A 17,352-nucleotide genomic window follows, 5' to 3' on the forward strand; every position below is an offset into this window, starting at 1 on the left:
TCCTCCTAATTTGATTGGGTTTTAGCTACAGTGTACCACTATAACAATTGATTTAAAAGTTCGAAGAGATGAGATTAAAAAAAGTAAGTAAATGAACGAATTATGATATAATCATTCTAGTATATATTGGAGGAAAAATAATGAGTTTAAAAATAGAAAACTTAACAGGAGGCTACGGTCATGCTCCTGTATTAAAATCGGTTGATTTTGAAGTGAAATCTGGTGAGATGGTTGGTTTAATCGGCCTTAATGGTGCGGGTAAAAGTACCACGATTAAACATATTATCGGCCTTTTAAATGCACAAAAAGGAAAAATCACAATTGATGATGAGACGATTTTTAGTGCACCAGACTCTTATCGTAAGAAAATTGGATTTATTCCAGAAAGTCCAATATTGTATGATGAATTGACATTGAGAGAACATATTGAAGTAACAGCTATGGCTTATGATATTCCAAAAGATGAGGCATTAAAAAGAGCGGAGTATCTATTAAAACTATTCCGTTTAGATAATAAATTAGATTGGTTTCCAACTCACTTTTCAAAAGGGATGAAACAAAAAGTGATGGTTTTGTGTGCCTTTTTAACCAAACCAAGTTTGTATATCATCGACGAACCATTTCTAGGATTGGATCCATTAGCAATTAATGCTTTACTTGAATTAATGAATGAAATGAAAAAACAAGGGGCAGCAATTTTGATGTCAACACATATTTTAGCGACTGCAGAAATATATTGTGACAGATTTGTTGTCTTACATAATGGTGAAGTTAGAGCAAATGGTACGATGGAGGAGTTACGTAAAGAGTTTCATCTGCCAGGTTCTTCTTTAGATGATATTTATCTATCCCTCACAAAAGAGGAGGAGAACTAATGTTAGATTTTTATAAGTTACGCCTGGCTAAACATCAAAAAAGAATGTTCAAATATTTAAAATATGTTATGAATGACCATTTTATTTTAATCTGTATGGTAGGTTTAGGTGGTTTTGGCTACTATTATTCTGAATATTTAAAGAATTTGACGCCAGCAGTGTCATGGGTGCCAATTGTCGTTGGACTGGTCTGGTTTATCAGTTTATTTGTGGGAAGGTTAAGCACGTTAATGCAAGAAGCAGATGCTGTCTTTTTAATACCAAAAGAAAGAGCGATGACAACCTATTTAAAAAGAGGGCTGAACTATTCAACCATTTTTCCGACTATTGCGATATCATTAATTGTTGGTGTAACATTTCCGTTAGTGGCTATTACCAAGTCAGTTGATTTTTCTATGACACTATTTATTATAGCTAGTTTATTAGCTTTAAAATATGCAGATCTTTGGATTCAATTAGAATCACTGTATCTTGATTCTGGACAAAACGTAACAACTCACCGAATCATTTGGACGTTAGGGGCAATTGGAAGTTTATTTTGCAGTTTATATGTTTCGTTTTATGTAGGTGTTGCAGTCGCATTTGTTATTAGTATTGCATTAGTGATGTTGAGTAAAAAAACACTTGAAAGTAGCCAGTTAAACTGGGAAAAAAGTATTCAAGTTGAGAGAAAACGTATGAAACGTCTTTATTCGTTCTTTAATTTATTTACAGATGTACCAGGGTTGTCATCTGATGTACATCGTAGAAAATATTTAGATGGCTTGCTAAATCGAATAAAAAAAACATCAGAAAATACGTATCTTTATCTATATGCCAGAGTAGTAGCTCGAGGTTCTGAGTATAGTAGTTTAACGATTCGTTTAATTCTTGTCGGGATGGTCTTATTGTTTTTTACTAAGTCATTTTGGTTGATGGCAATATTAGGTAGTTTGTTTATTTATCTATTAGGATTTCAATTGATACCAATTTATCACGCCTTTGATTATATGTTAATGACGCAATTATATCCTATCTCATATAAATTAAAGCACAATTCAGTTTTATTTATTATTAGAAGTGTCATTGGTATCATGACATTGATATTTAGTCTAGTAGTAGTAGTTGCTTTGCCAAATAAGCTAGATGGTATTAAACTAGCTTTAGTATTTGTTATGGTATTTGTTTTATTATCTTGGAGTTACTTACCAATGAAACTAAAAAAAATGGAAAAAATGGAAAATAGGTGAAAAACTTAATAGAAAATATGTTATACTGAGTTTTCGAAATAGGTCAGCGAAACGATGGTAAAGGTGAGTAAAGGATAATGATGGAGAGTAATGAACATGTTTAATTTTGATAAAGCCTGGAATCTCCAACCAATCAAAGGAGATACCGGAAAAGCTTATAAGGGTATGAAGGAAAATGAGAGAGTCTTTATTAAGCGTAATTCAACTCCTTTTTTGGCCGCATTATCTCGTGAAGGATTAACACCAAAATTGCTTTGGACAAAAAGGACAAGTAATGGCGACATACTGACTGCACAAGAATGGTTAGAAGGACGGCAATTAGAGATAGATGAGATTTCTGATAATGAAGATGTCGCACATATGTTGCACTATTTACATCAATCAGAATCACTGAAGTCAATGTTGAAGAGAATGGACGGTGCAGAAAAGTCAGTTTTTGATTTTTTACAAGATTATATAACTGATCTACCTAAAGACTTAAAAGAGGATGACTATTTGATGCGAGTGTTTCGTCATTTAGAAAATCATCTACCTCCTTATACATCGGTTCAATTTGTTGCGTGTCATGGGGATGCGATACATAATAACTGGATGCTTGCGTCTAATGGGGAATTATATTTAGTAGATTGGGATTATTCTGTTTTATCGGATCCAGCCTATGATTTAGGAACAATTCTTGGACAATATGTTTCTAAAGAGAGTTGGCCAGATTGGCTACAGGTTTACGGCATCAAAGTTGATGATGAGCTACTAGAGCGAGTCCATTGGTATGCTGGTATGAATTTGTTGCAACAAATTAAAAGAAGCTACCATAGAGAAGAGTTTAAACAAATGTCTAACTATGTTTCTCTATTAAAAAAATTATATGATATTTAAGTAGCTCTTTGACTTTATGTCAAGGGGCTATTTTATAGAAAGGAAAAAACGATGCGTTTAAGAAACAAACCAGGAGCAATGGATACAATTATAGCTAATCCACAGTATATTTTGACTGATGGTAGCCAGTGGAGAGGGAAATGGCAAGACCGTTTTGAAAAAGAGCAACCAATTCATATTGAAGTGGGAAGTGGAAAAGGCCAATTTATTGTGGAGATGGCCAAAGCTCATCCTGATATCAATTATATTAGTATCGAACTTCAAACGAACGCTATGATATCAGTACTAGAAAAACAATTAGAAGAAAAACTGCCTAATTTACAGTTGTTACTAGTTAATGGAGCGGATTTAACTGACTTTTTTGCAGATGGTGAAGTATCTCAAGTTTATTTGAATTTTTCAGATCCATGGCCTAAGAAAAAACATGAAAAACGTCGATTAACGTTTAAAACATTTTTGAAAACATATGAAACTATCTCTAAACCAAAAGCTCAACTTCATTTTAAAACAGATAATCAGGGATTGTTTGAGTATTCACTAGCAAGTCTATCGCGATATGGGATGACTTTAAATCAAGTTTGGCTAGATTTACATCATAGTGATTATGAAGGAAACATAATGACCGAATATGAAGAAAAATTTTCAGCCAAAGGGCAGCCTATTTATCGTTTAGAAGCAACATTTAATAATAAATAAAACAGGCATTTTCGTACACGCTATAGTACGGAGATGTCTGTTTTATTTGATGGTAAAAGAACCGTGAGTTGATTAGTAATAAGCTCTGTTATTGCCCCTTTTGATAGTTGGCAATCATGAAACAACCAGTCTTTGATAGTACCAGTAATGGCAAAAGCAAAAAAGGTCGCGGTTTCTTTTGGTTTGTATGGTAAATCATGTTGGTTAGTTTGATGTGTAAGTAAATAGTAAATGAAGTGCTCAAGCTGATTTGATAGTTGTGCATCAAAGACATAGGACTCAAGTAACGTTTTTTGATAGAACACTTGATTTTTTTCAAAATAATCGACTAATCGTTTTATAATAACCGTCCAATGATCGTAAGTCACGAAGTGTTGTACAATCTCTGTTAGTTCTTGTTGGTATATCCAGACAATTAAATCATCTTTATCAGTAAAATGATCATAAAATGTTTGTCTACGATATTCAGCGTGAGACATAATATCTTTTATTGATATTTTTTGATAGGGAGTCGTCTTTAATAAATCTTTTAGTGAATAGGCGATGACTTTTTTAGTGATTAAAGAACCAGTTGACGCCATGAGAGACCTCCTTTTATTTCCATTGACTATAGAATAACAAGCCAAAAAGAAAAAGACAAATAACTTTTAGTTTTGAAAGCGGACACATAGCAGGAAATGTCCATTACAAAGAAAGCCTTTTCTTTATATAATACAGTCATAGATAAGAAAACGGAGGAAGCAAAGATGAAAAAAATTATTAATCAAACAGACGACATATTAAACGAAATGCTTGAAGGACTCTCTTATGCTTATAGTGATTTAGTGACACGTGTTCCTGAAACAAATGTGATTGCTAAGAAAAATATTTCAGGTAGTAAAGTAGGAATAGTTAGTGGTGGAGGAAGTGGCCATGAACCTGCTCATGCTGGATTTGTAGGAACAGGAATGCTAAGTGCCGCTGTTTGTGGAGAAATTTTCACTTCGCCAACTCCTGATCAAGTACTAGAAGGAATCAAAGCTGCTGATGATGGTGCTGGAGTATTGCTAGTTATTAAAAATTATTCTGGTGACGTGATGAATTTTGAAATGGCAAAAGATTTAGCAGAGATGGAAGGCATTGAAGTTGAAACAGTATTAGTTGATGATGACATTGCGGTAGAAGACAGCACATATACAGCTGGTCGACGTGGAGTCGCTGGAACCATTTTAGTTCATAAAATTTTAGGTCATGCCGCTGAATCAGGTAAAAGTTTAGCTGAGATCAAAGAAATCGGAGACAAACTAGTTAAAGAAATTAAAACATTAGGTGTGGCATTAACTGGAGCAACAGTTCCTGCTGTAGGAAAACCAGGCTTTGTTTTAGAAGAAGATGAAATTGAATTCGGAGTTGGAATTCATGGGGAACCTGGTTATCGTAAAGAAAAATTACAATCATCAAGAAAATTAGCCGAAGAATTAGTTGGAAAATTAAAAGATGAATTTAACTGGAAATCTGGCGATACATATGGTGTGTTAGTGAATGGTCTAGGTGGCACACCATTAATGGAGCAATTTGTTTTTATGAATGATGTAAAGGCTTTACTTGAAGAAGATGGATTAGTTGTTGACTTTAAAAAGGTTGGAGACGTTATGACATCAATTGATATGGAAGGTTTATCATTAACGATGATTCACTTAGATACACCTGAATGGACAGAAGCATTGAAAGCACCTGTTACAACAATTGCGTGGTAAAAAGGAGAGAAATGTATGGAAGCAAAACAAATTATAAAGTGGTTACAACTTTTTACAGATAAAGTTGGTGAAAATAAAGCGTATTTAAGTGAGCTAGATACACCAATCGGAGATGGTGATCATGGTGCCAACATGGCTCGTGGAACGAGTGAAATGATGAAATCTATCGAAGAAAAAAATCCTGAAACACCAACAGATGTCTTTAAGTTAGCAGCTATGACATTAATTAGTAAAGTCGGTGGGGCATCTGGTCCATTATATGGTTCTGCTTTTATGGGAATGACAAAAGCATCAATGAAATCAGATGATTTGGTGACAATTTTAGAAGGTGGCATGAGTGAAATTCAAAAACGTGGAAAAAGTGAGCCAGGCGAAAAAACAATGCTGGATACTTGGTCACGTGTCATTGAATCCCTCAAAGACGGTTCTTTAACAGAAGAAAAAGTGAAAGAAATTGCCGAAGAAACAAAAGAGATGAAAGCAACAAAAGGACGTGCCTCTTATTTAGGTGAACGTTCAATTGGACACATTGATCCAGGTGCTATGTCAAGTAGTTACCTATTTGAAGCTATGATAGAAGCAGGAGTGAAGTAGATGAGTTTAGGAATCGTATTAGTATCACATGTATCAGAGATTACAACAGGTATTACACGTTTAATCAAAGAAGTAGCCAAAGATGTTTCGATTACAACAGCTGGCGGATTGGAAGATAACGGTATTGGAACTAGTTTTGATACGATTATGTCAGCATTTGAAGAAAATGAAGCAGACACTATCCTGGCTTTTTATGACTTAGGAAGTGCTAAAATGAACTTGGAATTAGCAATGGACATGACAGATAAAAATGTCATTTTATATGATACAGCATTAGTTGAAAGTAGTTATACAGCGGCCGCGTTAATACAAGCTGGTGCTGATATAAAAACCATTGAAGAACAATTAAGCGAATTAAAGGTTAAATAATCTAGGAGGAAAGATCATGAGAAAAGCATTTATTAGTCCATCAAAATATGTACAAGGTGAAGATGAATTACTGAATTTAGGTTATTATGTTAAAACATTTGGAAAGACAGCTCTTTTAATCGCACATCAAGACGATATTAATCGTGTGCAAGAAAAATTAGATAAAACAGCAGAAAAATTTGGTATAACATTTATCCCGAGTCATTTTAATGGTGAATGCTCACGTGGTGAAGTAGCAAGATTACAAGCTTTTGCGAAAGAAAATAAAGCAGATTGTGTGATTGGTTTAGGTGGTGGTAAAGCCATAGATACGTCAAAATGTGTAGCTGAAGGAGATAATTTAATTATTGTGCCAACAATTGCTGCAACCGACGCTCCAACAAGTCATTCAGCTGTTTTATATACTGAAGATGGTGAGTTTGATGACTATGCTTACTTTAAACAAAGTCCAAGCGTGGTAATGGTTGATACAACAATTATCGCAAACGCTCCGACAAGATTTTTAGTGTCAGGTATGGGGGATGCGTTATCAACATTATTTGAAGCCCGTGCAACAGCGAATTCATTTTCAAATGTTAACGCTGGATTACCAAATGGTTATGTGACAAAAGAAACAGCACCAGCTAAAAATACGATTGCAGCTTACACATTAGCTAAAGTGTGTTATGAAACATTACTTGAAAATGGCTACAGTGCCAAAATAGCATGTGACAATAACATCGTGACACCAGCATTAGAAAACATTGTTGAGACAAATATCTTATTATCTGGTTTAGGATTTGAAAGTAGTGGTTTAGCTGCTGTTCACGCGATTCATGATGGATTGACTGCATTAGAAGGAACTCATTCATACTTCCATGGTGAAAAAGTTGCCTTTAGTGTGATTTGTCAATTAGTTTTAGAAAATGCCTCACAAAAAGAATTACATGAAGTACTTGATTTTAGTTTATCAATTGGCTTACCAGTTTGTTTAGAAGATATTGGTGTGGAAAGCATTACATTTGAAGAAGCAATGGAAGTGGCTGAAAAAGCATGTATACCTGAAGAATCAATTCATTCTATGCCTTTCCCTATTGTTGAAGAAGAAGTTGCGGCTGCCATTATTGCAGCAGATAAGATTGGTCGTGACTACAAAGCGAAACATAAATAATGATTTAAAGTTTTCAAACAGCCAGAATGCCCTATGCTCTGGCTGTTTATTGTTTTATATACTTATGTTAGACTAGGAAGGAAAAAGAAGAAGGGGGGATGTTATGACACGGATTATCAATAAACCAAAAGATACTGTTTCACAAGTTTTAAATGGTGTGGCATACATTCATCAAGATATCTTACAAAGAATTCCTAAAACAGGTATATTATTACGCAAAGAGTTGACGCCAGATCGTGTCGCAATTATTAGTGGCGGTGGAAGTGGACATGAACCAGCACATTTTGGGTATATTGGAGAAAACATGCTTGATGCTTCAGTAAGTGGACCAATATTTATTCCGCCGACAGCTGGAGAAGTGTTTGAGGCCATTCAAAAAACAGATCAAGGTAAAGGTGTTTTATTAGTCATAAAAAATTTCGAAGCTGATATAAATAATTTTTTACAAGCAGAAAAGCAAGCGAAAGAAGCGGGTCATAATGTTTCCCATGTGATTGTCAACGACGACTGTTCAGTTGAAACGGGAAGTTTTGAAAAAAGACGTCGAGGTGTCGCTGGAACTATTTTTGTACATAAAATACTAGGAGCAGCAGCTAGTGAAGGCAAATCATTAGATGAATTAGTTTCAATAGGAGAAAAAGTCATCAACTCAATGAATAGTCTAGGAGTTGCTTTATCAAGTGGGACAAGTTTAACTGGAGAAACGTCTAACTTTACCTTAGAAAAAGATATGATTTCGTTTGGTATTGGCATTCATGGTGAGGAAGGATACCGAAGCGAACCATTTCATTCGTCAGAACACTTAGCCAATGAGCTATTAAATAAATTACTCGTTCAGTATGATGATTATATTAATAAAAGATTTGCAATCCTTATAAATGGTTTGGGGACAACGACGGTAATGGAGCAGTATGTTTTTTCAAATGATGTCAAAAGGCTGTTAGAGTTAGAGGGTGTAACGGTTGTTTACGCTAAAACAGGAAATTATATGACATCAACTAATATGGCTGGAATTTCATTGACTCTTTTAGAAATTACCGAAGATAATTGGTTAGATTACCTTAAAAAACCAACTAATGCTTTTGCCTGGTAAAAAAATTAATTTATTTTAAAAAAAGGTTGTATTTAAATGAAAGTCATGATATATTAATAAGCGTAGTATATTTGATTCGTTTTAGGAAAATTAACATTCTGTTTACATTTCTCCTATTAAGCGTCACATTTATTGCAACAGAATATGCGTATATGATTACGCGATAATAAGGAGGAAACACAACATGGCAAACGGAACTGTAAAATGGTTTAACGCTGAAAAAGGTTTTGGTTTTATCACTCAAGAAGGTGGAGAAGATGTATTTGCACATTTCTCAGCTATCCAAGGTGACGGATTCAAAACTTTAGAAGAAGGTCAAGAAGTGACTTTTGATGTTGAAGAAGGTCAACGTGGACTTCAAGCAACTAACATCGTTAAAGCTTAATCTAACTTTTAATTAAACAAAACCACTTAAGTTAATTCTTAAGTGGTTTTTTATTTGCTTGAATCAAGTGGCTCGTCGATTACCATACCAAGAGCTAAACCAATGCTAATCATTTGATCCATATTTACGATAAGTCCTTGAATTTTATCAGGAGAAAAGTATAGCTGTTCAAAGTGACAACTAGATAAATTTAATCCAGAAAAAGTAGTGTTTAGCCAAGTTGATTTTTCAAGGTGGCAGTCATTAAATTCACAATGCTTCCAATCTAAGTCAGAAAACTCGGAAAGTGATAAGTCAGAAGATAACCATCCTGTATATCTAATTTTAGCAAAGTTAAAAGAGGTGTAAGGCATAGTACATTGCTTAAATTCGCAGTGACTTAGGTAAGAATCAGCAAAGTTAACACCAGTTAAACGACAATTTTTAAACAGAACACGATGAAACGAACTGTCAATCCATTCCGTATTGGAGAAATCACAGGAATCAAAAATCGTGTCGCTAATTTCAATAGCCTCACACTGTTGATTGGAAAATGTCGTTTTTTGCCAATGATTTTTATCAATTATTAACCGATTAATTTGGGTAGTATCTTCTTTGGTAACATACAAAAATTGTAAATTATCAAGGGTGTTATTAGATAAATATTCTGGGAAACATGTTTTATCTTCTAGTTTATCTTTTATTAGAATAGGGTGATTTCGTTTCATGTATCATCCAACCTTTCAAATAGTAAAAACGTCAATTTTAAATTAAGTATAACATATTTTAAAAATAGCTAATCAAAAAAATGTTGACTTTTAGATCTAATTCTTATACAATGAAGAAGTTGAGAAATCAAAGCAGAAGCACCCGCTTCTCGCCTTAACAATAAAAATTGTTGGGCTAGATAACGTTTAGTTTTGATATTTTTATCAAACACTATTTTGGTGCGGGGTCTTTATATAATAATAAAGAACTCGTTTTTTTCTGTGTTTTTCTCTAGAATATTCGGAGGTGAATGACCATAGCAAAAGATAATATGGTGAATGACGGCATTCGTGCAAGAGAACTACGTTTAATTGCAGTAGACGGAGAACAGCTAGGTGTTAAATCTAAAGTAGAAGCTTTAAGAATTGCTCAAGAGGCGAATCTTGATCTTGTTTTAGTGTCACCAAACGCTAAACCACCAGTTGCAAAAATCATGGATTATGGAAAATTCCGTTTTGAGCAACAGAAGAAGGAACGCGAAGCCCGTAAAAAGCAAAAAGTCATTAATGTAAAAGAGGTTCGTTTGAGCCCAACGATAGATGTCAATGATTTTAATACCAAGTTGCGTAACGCGCGTAAATTCCTTGAAAAAGGTGATAAAGTGAAAGCTTCTATCCGATTTAAAGGTCGTGCGATTACCCATAAAGAAATTGGTCAGAACGTCTTAAATCGCTTAGCGGATGAAACAAACGATATCTCAGTTGTTGAACAGAAAGCGAAAATGGATGGTAGAAGTATGTTTATCATGCTTGCGCCAAAAACAGATAAGTAGGTAAAAATCTGAGGAGGAAAATAACATGCCAAAAATGAAAACACACCGTGGATTAGCAAAACGTGTAAAACGTACTGGTGGTGGAGGACTTAAAAGACATCGCGCATTTACTAGTCACCGTTTCCATGGAAAAACTAAAAAACAACGTCGTCAATTACGTCGTCCAGCAATGGTATCAAAAGGCGATTACAAACGTATTCGTCAACAATTGACTCGCATGAAATAATTTTTAGTTTTTGATAATAACTAAAAACATATACTGAAATATTGAACAACTCAAGGAGGAATTATCATGGCACGTGTAAAAGGTGGAACAGTAACTCGCCAACGTCGTAAAAAAGTGCTTAAGTTAGCTAAAGGCTACTATGGCTCAAAACATACATTATATAAAACAGCAAAAGAACAAGTGATGACTTCTTATACATACGCATTTAGAGATCGTCGTCAAACAAAACGTAACTTCCGTAAATTATGGATTGCTCGTATTAACGCAGCAGCTCGTATGAATGGTTTAAGTTACTCTAAATTCATGCATGGATTAAAATTAGCAAACATTGATATGAACCGTAAAATGTTAGCTGATATTGCTATTCATGATGCAGAAGCATTTACAACATTAGCTGACCAAGCAAAAGCTGCTTTAGCTAAATAATTTAAAAAGCCTTAGAAAATATTCAATGTTTTCTAAGGCTTTTTTTATTTAGTATGGTAAATAATTTAATAATTTTGTCAGATCATTTATTTGTCCTTGTAAACTTGAACCAATCGTTGTATCGCGAACATATTTTCTTTCAACGGGTCTATCAACAATACGTTTGATAGAAACAATGTCATCATTTTGTAAAATCACTTCTTCTACAGAAGAAAATGGTTTGTGTGCGACTAATTGCATACCATATGAATTGTACAGTAAGGTGTATCCTGCGATTCCTGTTGTCTTTTGGTATGGTTTTGAAAACCCACCATCAATCACTAACATTTTACCACCGGCTTTAATTGGCGTCTCACCTTTAATTTCTTTCACTGGAGTATGACCATTTATAAGGTGGCTATCATCTTTATAGAGACCAAACTCCGATAGAATAAAGGAAATCGTTTCTTCGTTTTCTCTAAGTGTGTAATAAGCATTTTTTTCTTCAATATGCGTGGATTTATCTTCAATAAAGTAACGCTCAAAAGTCGTCATTTCTTTTTTTCCAAATAAAGAAGAGTTCTCACCAGACCATAAGTACCATAATAAGTCTGTATTGAAATCGTCGTATGTTTCTGGACAGGTATAAGCTTTTCTAAGGCTTGTCTCAAAGAAATCTAGCAGTTCTTTTCCTTTATACGACCCGTCAGTTAGTTTAAATTCTTTTAAAGAACCATCTTTATTTAAGGGAACGCATCCATGTATCAGCAGGTTATCATTATAAACCAAGTACATATTTCCTTTTTTGACTAAAAAATCAGTATGTCGTTTTAGTTTTTCAGAGTGGATAAAGTTCTGCATCAGTCTTTCGATGATTTCTTCTTCTTCAGGTGTAAGTACTGAAGGTTTGTCAGGATTGACTGTCATAAAACAAGTATTAGTTAAAGGATGCTCTTTTCCTTTTATCGAGACAGTTAACTGGTCAAAATTTGTATGTGACAATAGTTTGCGGTGATCCATATCAAATTCAGGTCGTCTTTGAACTAGTTGTTCTTCTAGTTTGAATTGTAAGATAGCTGCAGCCTGATGCATTTTAGTTGTTTCTAACAGTTCTTCTTTAGAAGAATAGGTTTCAGGTGTTGGTTTTGGTCTAAAGGCTTCGTTATCTAGGTAATATTTTTCAGCATAAGTAAGTAGTGGTCGCAAATTAATGCCATAAGTATCTTCTATTATATCTAAATTATTATAACGAGCGGATATTCGAATAATATTCATCATACATAACGGTGATCCAGCAGCTGCTCCAATCCAAATAATATCATGGTTTCCCCACTGTATATCAACAGAATGATAATCAATTAAGGCGTCAATGATTTTATCAGGTTCAGGTCCTCTGTCGTAAATATCACCGACAACATGGAGATGGTCTATAACAAGTCGTTGAATGGTGTAGCACAAATCAATAATTAAAGCGTTTCCTTGTTTAAGCGTTAAAACATCTGATATGATTTGGTTATAGTATTCTTTTTTATCAGTATTTGTTTTAACCTGATATAAAAGTTCTTCAATAATGTAAGAAAAACGTTTAGGTAACGATTTTCTTAATTTTGAACGAGTATATTTACTTGCACTAAATTTAATTAATCGAATGAGCTGATCAATTGTTTGTCTATACCAATTAGTGTCAATTAGTTTTTCAATGTGTTTGAGTTTTTGTTCTGGATAATAGATGAGTGAAGCAAGTATTTGTTTTTCTTTATCCGTTAATTCGTTATTGAAGACATCATTTATCTTTTCCTTAACGTTTCCAGAGCCGTTACGTAGTAAATGTTGAAAGGCATTAAACTCTCCATGCAAATCACTAACAAAGTGTTCTGTTCCTTTAGGTAAATTTTGAATCGCTTTCAAATTTATGATTTCGCTAATGATGTTTTCTTTATTTTTGTACTGTTTGTAGAGTAAATCAAGATATTTATTTTGTTCTTCCATAATCCCTATACCTTTTCTTTTTTAGGTTAATAGTAGTATATAGAGTTATATTAGTCAATCTATACCAATTAGTAAAATTTACCTAATTGTCAAATGAAGAAAAAGTTTGTATAATTTTAAAGGATTGGAAAGGTGATAAAAATGAGAAATGAAATGATGTATCGTCCAGTGTTAAAAGACGAGATAATCGATTTAATTAGATATAGACAGCCTGAAATGAGTGGAAAAGTTGGAGAAATCCAACAAGAAGCAAAAGAAACAGGAGTGCCAGTTATTCCCAATGAGACGGCTACGTTTCTGCGTTTCTTTTTAAAACAAATAAAAGCCAAAAATGTATTAGAAGTAGGAACAGCGATAGGTTTTTCGGCTAGTCTGATGATTGATGCTATGGGTCCAGATAGTCATGTTACGACGATTGATCGGTTTGATGTCATGATTAGACGAGCAAAAAAAACATTCGAAAAACTAGGAATAGAAGATCAAGTAACACTACTTGAGGGGGACGCTAAAGATATTTTAGGAACACTTGATGGACCGTTTGATTTTATTTTTATGGATAGTGCTAAATCAAAATACATTGAATTTTTACCAGATTGTTTAAGATTGGTGAAAGAAGGTGGCGTGATTATGATTGATGATGTGTTTCAAGCAGGAACAGTCATGCACGACATAAAGGACATTCCTAAAAGTCAAAGAACAATTTATCGAAAATTGAATAAATTATATGATGCTGTACTTGGTCATGACGATTTATCAGTGACGATCTTGCCACTAGGTGATGGCGTATTGATGATTTCAAAAGAAGTTGAAGAAGTGAATTTAATAGTTGATTAAAGAATGTGGCGGATACACATTCTTTTTTTTGTTATATTAAGACAATAAAAAAACCAATTGATAAACACCTTATCAACTGGTTTAAATAACGTCGCAGGAGGGATTCGAACCCCCGACCGTTCGCTTAGAAGGCGAATGCTCTATCCAGCTGAGCTACTGCGACTGGATGATTAAAAGTATATGCTGTTTTAAACAACAGAATAATCATAAACAATTTTTAGAGAATAGTCAACAGTTTTTTTATAAAAAATTTTTATAAAAAAAACGACTTAAAAGGAAAGTTAAAAGAAAAAATGGATGATAAACAAACGAAAATTAAAAATACTAGACAAAAAGTAGAAGTATGATGTATACTTACAAAAGTATTGTTGATACTATGGGGAAATTGAACAATATAACAATTAATTTAGGTGTAAGGGGAGTATACAATATGGGGAAAATTGATCCACGAGTTATTAAAACTCGTAAAAAACTAAGACAGGCTTTTTTAGATTTATTAAAAACTCGTAGCTTAAGCGAGATGAATATTAAGGATTTAACTAATCAAGCAGCTGTTACCAGAGGAACTTTTTATTTACATTACCGAGATAAAGATACATTTATTGAGACGATTATGGAAGAGATTATTGAAGATTTCTATGAATCAGTCATTGAGTATGTACCTTATCAAGGCGATGACGAGAAACAAATTCCAAGAATTGTTTTAGATAAAGTGTTTGCTTATATTGGTAACTCACCAGAGTTTTTTGTCACGCTGCTTAATGAAAACGATGCAGAAGACTATCGTGTGCTATTTAGCGAACGTTTATACGACTATGTCTTAGCTCATGTAAATTATGGTAACTCTATCCCAGTTAGAAAGATGCCAAAAGAATTAGTGAATAACTTTGTTGTTTACTCATTGTTAGGTATTGCAAATGCTTGGGTGAATGAAGGACAAATTTATGCTAATCATTATATTGCAGCAATGGTTTCTAAGATGTATCGTTCTGAATTATTCATAGAAGTTGGATTATCAGACTTTTTTGTATCAGAAACAATCTAAATTTAACGAGAATGGTCAAAAGTTGTTGACCATTCTCGTTTTTTTTGGTATCATGTTAATGTTGTATTTGTGTGCACCACAACTACAACCGCACGAAACAAGTATTAAGAACGCGAGTCGCTTGTGACGGCGAGTCTAAGTAAAGAGAAGGAGGTGCGGAACAAACATGTACGCTATTGTAAAAACTGGTGGAAAACAAGTTAAAGTAGAAGTAGGTCAAGCAATTTACGTTGAAAAATTAGACGTAGAAGCTGGCGGTAAAGTTGTGTTTGATGAAGTCGTTTTAGTAGGTGGAGAATCAACAAAAGTTGGTACACCACTTGTAGAAGGAGCAACTGTTGAAGGAACTGTTGAAAAACAAGGAAAACAAAAGAAAGTTGTAACTTACAAATACAAACCTAAAAAAGATAGTCATCGTAAACAAGGTCATCGTCAACCTTATACAAAAGTTATGATTGAAGCAATTAATGCCTAATTCTTAGAAAGTAGGTATGCTTGTGATACAGGCTAAATTTAAGCAAACTGAGACCGGTGAGTTTTTATCATTTGAAATGGATGGACATGCTAAATCAGGGCCTTTTGGCTATGATATCGTGTGTGCTGCGGCCTCTGCTTTATCTATCAATACGATAAATAGTATTAATGAGTTAGCAGGTTATACGCCCATCTATGATATGGAATCAGGGTATCTTTATTTTGAAAGATTAGAGTCTTTATCAGATAGACAAATTGATATAACAAATCTTTTGGTTCACAGTTTATTGATTGGGTTACGCTCAATCGAAACTGATAATCAAGCATTTATACAAGTTAAACTTAGTCAAGGAGGTGTAAATCCATGTTAAAAATGAATCTACAATTATTCGCCCATAAAAAAGGTGGAGGTTCTACTACTAACGGTCGTGATTCAAGATCAAAACGTTTAGGTGCTAAACGTGCTGATGGTCAAACTGTATCAGGTGGATCAATTTTATACCGTCAACGCGGAACAAAAATTTATCCAGGTGAAAACGTTGGTCGTGGTGGAGATGATACATTGTATGCAAAAGTGGACGGAGTTGTTCGTTTCGAACGCAAAGGACGCGAAAAAACACAAGTATCTGTTTATCCAGTGGCTAAATAATTTACTAATTAAAGCAACTTATTCAATAGAGTAGGTTGCTTTTTTTTGTTGCGTTTGATTTTATTTCACTCATAAGTTTGTTATAATAAAAAGTAGCATAATGAAAGAGGGCGACGTAAATGATGGAACGTGTAGAAAAATTACGAAGTAAAATGGTAGAACGTGGAATAGATAGCTTTTTAATTACTAATTCATATAATTTAAGATACTTAACTGGTTTTACAGGAACGACGGGTGTAGCGTTGATTACACTAGATAAAGCCTATTTCATTACGGATTTTAGATATACAGAACAAGCAAGCGAACAATGTAAAGGGTATGAAATTGTGAAAAATGTTGAACCAGTGTTTAATGTAGCAGCTGATTTAATTAATAGTTCTGCAGCACAAAACATGGCATTTGAAGAACAAACAGTGTCATTTTTCCAATATACTGTCCTTGAAGAGTTAGTGAATGTAGATTTAGTCCCTGTTACTGGTATGATTGAAACACTACGTGAAGTGAAAGACGTAGCAGAAATTGAAACAATTCGTAAAGCTTGTCAAATTGCAGATGCTGCGTTCGAGCATATCTTGACTTATATCAAACCCGGCATGACAGAAATTCAAGTAGCTAATGAATTAGACTTTTATATGAGAAGTTTAGGAGCAAGCGGTGTATCATTTGATACAATTGTAGCAAGTGGATTACGTTCAGCAATGCCTCATGGAGTGGCGAGTGACAAAAAAATTGAAGTAGGAGATTTTATTACAATAGACTTTGGTTGCTACTATAATGGCTATGTATCAGACATGACTCGTACGATTTCTTTGGGTGAACCAAGTGAAAAATTAAAAGAAATCTATCAAGTTGTTAAAGACGCACAGCAACTTGTTTTAGATAAAGCTAAACCAGGTATGACAGGTGTGGAACTTGATGCGATTGCAAGAGATTACATTACTGACAAAGGGTACGGCGAAGCGTTTGGGCATTCGACAGGTCATGGTATTGGTTTAGAAATTCATGAAGGTCCTAATGTGTCTAAATTAGCTGAAAAAACATTTGTTCCAGGTAATGTCATTACAAATGAACCTGGCATCTATTTACCAGGGATTGGTGGGGTTCGAATTGAAGATGACATGTTAGTAACAGAAGATGGGATCGACCGATTGACACACTCTCCAAAAGAGCTTATTATTTTATAGAAATTTTTGTGAGTCACAAAGGTT

Annotated in this window: 22 protein-coding genes, 1 tRNA gene and 2 other annotated features; of the genes, 19 read left to right on the forward strand and 4 right to left on the reverse strand. The window is 34.1% G+C overall.

Annotation, left to right across the window (positions count from 1 at the left end; translation table 11 throughout):
• Positions 1–140: 140 nt before the first annotated feature.
• The 4 genes from BHY08_RS02505 (at position 141) to trmB (ending at position 3,676) form a co-directional block, all read left to right on the forward strand.
• Complete coding sequence (locus BHY08_RS02505; protein WP_071456371.1) at positions 141–875, forward strand: ABC transporter ATP-binding protein; 735 nt, start codon at positions 141–143, stop codon at positions 873–875.
• Positions 875–2,104 carry an ABC transporter permease gene (locus BHY08_RS02510; RefSeq protein ID WP_071456372.1) on the forward strand — a complete coding sequence of 410 codons (1,230 nt, stop codon included), beginning with the start codon at positions 875–877 and terminating at the stop codon, positions 2,102–2,104. The genes BHY08_RS02505 and BHY08_RS02510 overlap by 1 nt, the downstream gene beginning before the upstream one ends.
• A gap of 90 nt (positions 2,105–2,194) precedes the next feature.
• Positions 2,195–2,980, forward strand: coding sequence for a phosphotransferase family protein (locus BHY08_RS02515; protein ID WP_071456373.1), 786 nt, complete (start codon positions 2,195–2,197; stop codon positions 2,978–2,980).
• A 51-nt stretch (positions 2,981–3,031) separates the two neighbouring features.
• Positions 3,032–3,676: a tRNA (guanosine(46)-N7)-methyltransferase TrmB gene (gene trmB / locus BHY08_RS02520; RefSeq protein ID WP_071456374.1), complete on the forward strand. Its 645-nt coding sequence runs from the start codon at positions 3,032–3,034 to the stop codon at positions 3,674–3,676.
• Positions 3,677–3,696: 20 nt separating this feature from the next.
• On the opposite strand, the gene dhaS is transcribed toward trmB, so the two are convergent.
• Positions 3,697–4,257: a dihydroxyacetone kinase transcriptional activator DhaS gene (gene dhaS, locus BHY08_RS02525; protein ID WP_071456375.1), complete on the reverse strand. Its 561-nt coding sequence runs from the start codon at positions 4,255–4,257 to the stop codon at positions 3,697–3,699.
• 165 nt (positions 4,258–4,422) lie between these two features.
• On the opposite strand from dhaS, the gene dhaK reads away from it, so the two are divergent.
• The 6 genes from dhaK to BHY08_RS02555 all read left to right on the forward strand — a co-directional run bounded on the left by dhaK (position 4,423) and on the right by BHY08_RS02555 (position 9,003).
• Positions 4,423–5,412 (forward strand): dihydroxyacetone kinase subunit DhaK, encoded by a 990-nt coding sequence (gene dhaK, locus BHY08_RS02530; protein WP_071456376.1) that lies wholly within the window; start codon positions 4,423–4,425, stop codon positions 5,410–5,412.
• A gap of 15 nt (positions 5,413–5,427) precedes the next feature.
• Positions 5,428–6,006, forward strand: coding sequence for a dihydroxyacetone kinase subunit DhaL (gene dhaL / locus BHY08_RS02535; protein ID WP_071456377.1), 579 nt, complete (start codon positions 5,428–5,430; stop codon positions 6,004–6,006).
• Complete coding sequence (dhaM, locus tag BHY08_RS02540) at positions 6,007–6,375, forward strand: dihydroxyacetone kinase phosphoryl donor subunit DhaM (protein WP_071456378.1); 369 nt, start codon at positions 6,007–6,009, stop codon at positions 6,373–6,375.
• Between the two features lie 16 nt (positions 6,376–6,391).
• On the forward strand, positions 6,392–7,525 hold the full coding sequence (locus BHY08_RS02545) for a glycerol dehydrogenase (protein WP_071456379.1): 1,134 nt from the start codon (positions 6,392–6,394) through the stop codon (positions 7,523–7,525).
• A 103-nt stretch (positions 7,526–7,628) separates the two neighbouring features.
• On the forward strand, positions 7,629–8,618 hold the full coding sequence (gene dhaQ, locus BHY08_RS02550; protein WP_071456380.1) for a DhaKLM operon coactivator DhaQ: 990 nt from the start codon (positions 7,629–7,631) through the stop codon (positions 8,616–8,618).
• Between the two features lie 184 nt (positions 8,619–8,802).
• The gene (locus BHY08_RS02555; RefSeq protein WP_071456381.1) at positions 8,803–9,003 is read left to right on the forward strand and encodes a cold-shock protein; all 201 of its coding nucleotides are present in this window, start codon (positions 8,803–8,805) and stop codon (positions 9,001–9,003) included.
• A 50-nt stretch (positions 9,004–9,053) separates the two neighbouring features.
• Here BHY08_RS02555 and BHY08_RS02560 read toward each other — a convergent pair whose 3' ends face one another.
• A complete protein-coding gene (locus BHY08_RS02560; protein WP_071456382.1) occupies positions 9,054–9,710 on the reverse strand; it encodes a pentapeptide repeat-containing protein in 657 nt (218 codons plus the stop codon).
• Between the two features lie 124 nt (positions 9,711–9,834).
• Positions 9,835–9,975 (forward strand) — a sequence feature (ribosomal protein L20 leader region).
• Positions 9,976–10,000: 25 nt separating this feature from the next.
• Here BHY08_RS02560 and infC point away from each other — a divergent pair.
• The 3 genes from infC to rplT all read left to right on the forward strand — a co-directional run bounded on the left by infC (position 10,001) and on the right by rplT (position 11,174).
• Positions 10,001–10,522 (forward strand): translation initiation factor IF-3, encoded by a 522-nt coding sequence (infC, locus tag BHY08_RS02565; RefSeq protein WP_071456383.1) that lies wholly within the window; start codon positions 10,001–10,003, stop codon positions 10,520–10,522.
• A 25-nt stretch (positions 10,523–10,547) separates the two neighbouring features.
• Positions 10,548–10,748, forward strand: a complete 201-nt coding sequence (rpmI, locus tag BHY08_RS02570; RefSeq protein ID WP_071456384.1) for a 50S ribosomal protein L35 — start codon at positions 10,548–10,550, stop codon at positions 10,746–10,748.
• Between the two features lie 66 nt (positions 10,749–10,814).
• Complete coding sequence (rplT, locus tag BHY08_RS02575) at positions 10,815–11,174, forward strand: 50S ribosomal protein L20 (protein WP_071456385.1); 360 nt, start codon at positions 10,815–10,817, stop codon at positions 11,172–11,174.
• A 48-nt stretch (positions 11,175–11,222) separates the two neighbouring features.
• Here rplT and BHY08_RS02580 read toward each other — a convergent pair whose 3' ends face one another.
• Positions 11,223–13,142 (reverse strand): fructose-bisphosphatase class III, encoded by a 1,920-nt coding sequence (locus BHY08_RS02580; protein ID WP_071456386.1) that lies wholly within the window; start codon positions 13,140–13,142, stop codon positions 11,223–11,225.
• Positions 13,143–13,283: 141 nt separating this feature from the next.
• Here BHY08_RS02580 and BHY08_RS02585 point away from each other — a divergent pair, with 141 nt between their 5' ends.
• Positions 13,284–13,976, forward strand: a complete 693-nt coding sequence (locus BHY08_RS02585; protein WP_071456387.1) for an O-methyltransferase — start codon at positions 13,284–13,286, stop codon at positions 13,974–13,976.
• An 89-nt stretch (positions 13,977–14,065) separates the two neighbouring features.
• Here BHY08_RS02585 and BHY08_RS02590 read toward each other — a convergent pair.
• Positions 14,066–14,139 (reverse strand) — tRNA-Arg (locus BHY08_RS02590).
• Positions 14,140–14,406: 267 nt separating this feature from the next.
• Between BHY08_RS02590 and BHY08_RS02595 the strand changes: the two genes are divergently transcribed.
• The 5 genes from BHY08_RS02595 (at position 14,407) to BHY08_RS02615 (ending at position 17,328) form a co-directional block, all read left to right on the forward strand.
• Positions 14,407–15,021 carry a TetR/AcrR family transcriptional regulator gene (locus tag BHY08_RS02595; protein WP_071456388.1) on the forward strand — a complete coding sequence of 205 codons (615 nt, stop codon included), beginning with the start codon at positions 14,407–14,409 and terminating at the stop codon, positions 15,019–15,021.
• A 76-nt stretch (positions 15,022–15,097) separates the two neighbouring features.
• Positions 15,098–15,168 (forward strand) — a sequence feature (ribosomal protein L21 leader region).
• Between the two features lie 19 nt (positions 15,169–15,187).
• Positions 15,188–15,496, forward strand: coding sequence for a 50S ribosomal protein L21 (gene rplU, locus BHY08_RS02600; protein ID WP_071456389.1), 309 nt, complete (start codon positions 15,188–15,190; stop codon positions 15,494–15,496).
• Positions 15,497–15,518: 22 nt separating this feature from the next.
• Entirely contained in the window at positions 15,519–15,866 is a 348-nt protein-coding gene (locus tag BHY08_RS02605; protein ID WP_071456390.1) for a ribosomal-processing cysteine protease Prp, read from the forward strand.
• A complete protein-coding gene (gene rpmA / locus BHY08_RS02610; protein WP_071456391.1) occupies positions 15,860–16,144 on the forward strand; it encodes a 50S ribosomal protein L27 in 285 nt (94 codons plus the stop codon). The genes BHY08_RS02605 and rpmA overlap by 7 nt, the downstream gene beginning before the upstream one ends.
• 119 nt (positions 16,145–16,263) lie before the next feature.
• Positions 16,264–17,328 (forward strand): M24 family metallopeptidase, encoded by a 1,065-nt coding sequence (locus BHY08_RS02615; RefSeq protein ID WP_211267912.1) that lies wholly within the window; start codon positions 16,264–16,266, stop codon positions 17,326–17,328.
• Positions 17,329–17,352: the final 24 nt, after the last annotated feature.

Origin of the sequence: Vagococcus teuberi (assembly GCF_001870205.1) — a bacterium.
Classification (GTDB): domain Bacteria; phylum Bacillota; class Bacilli; order Lactobacillales; family Vagococcaceae; genus Vagococcus; species Vagococcus teuberi.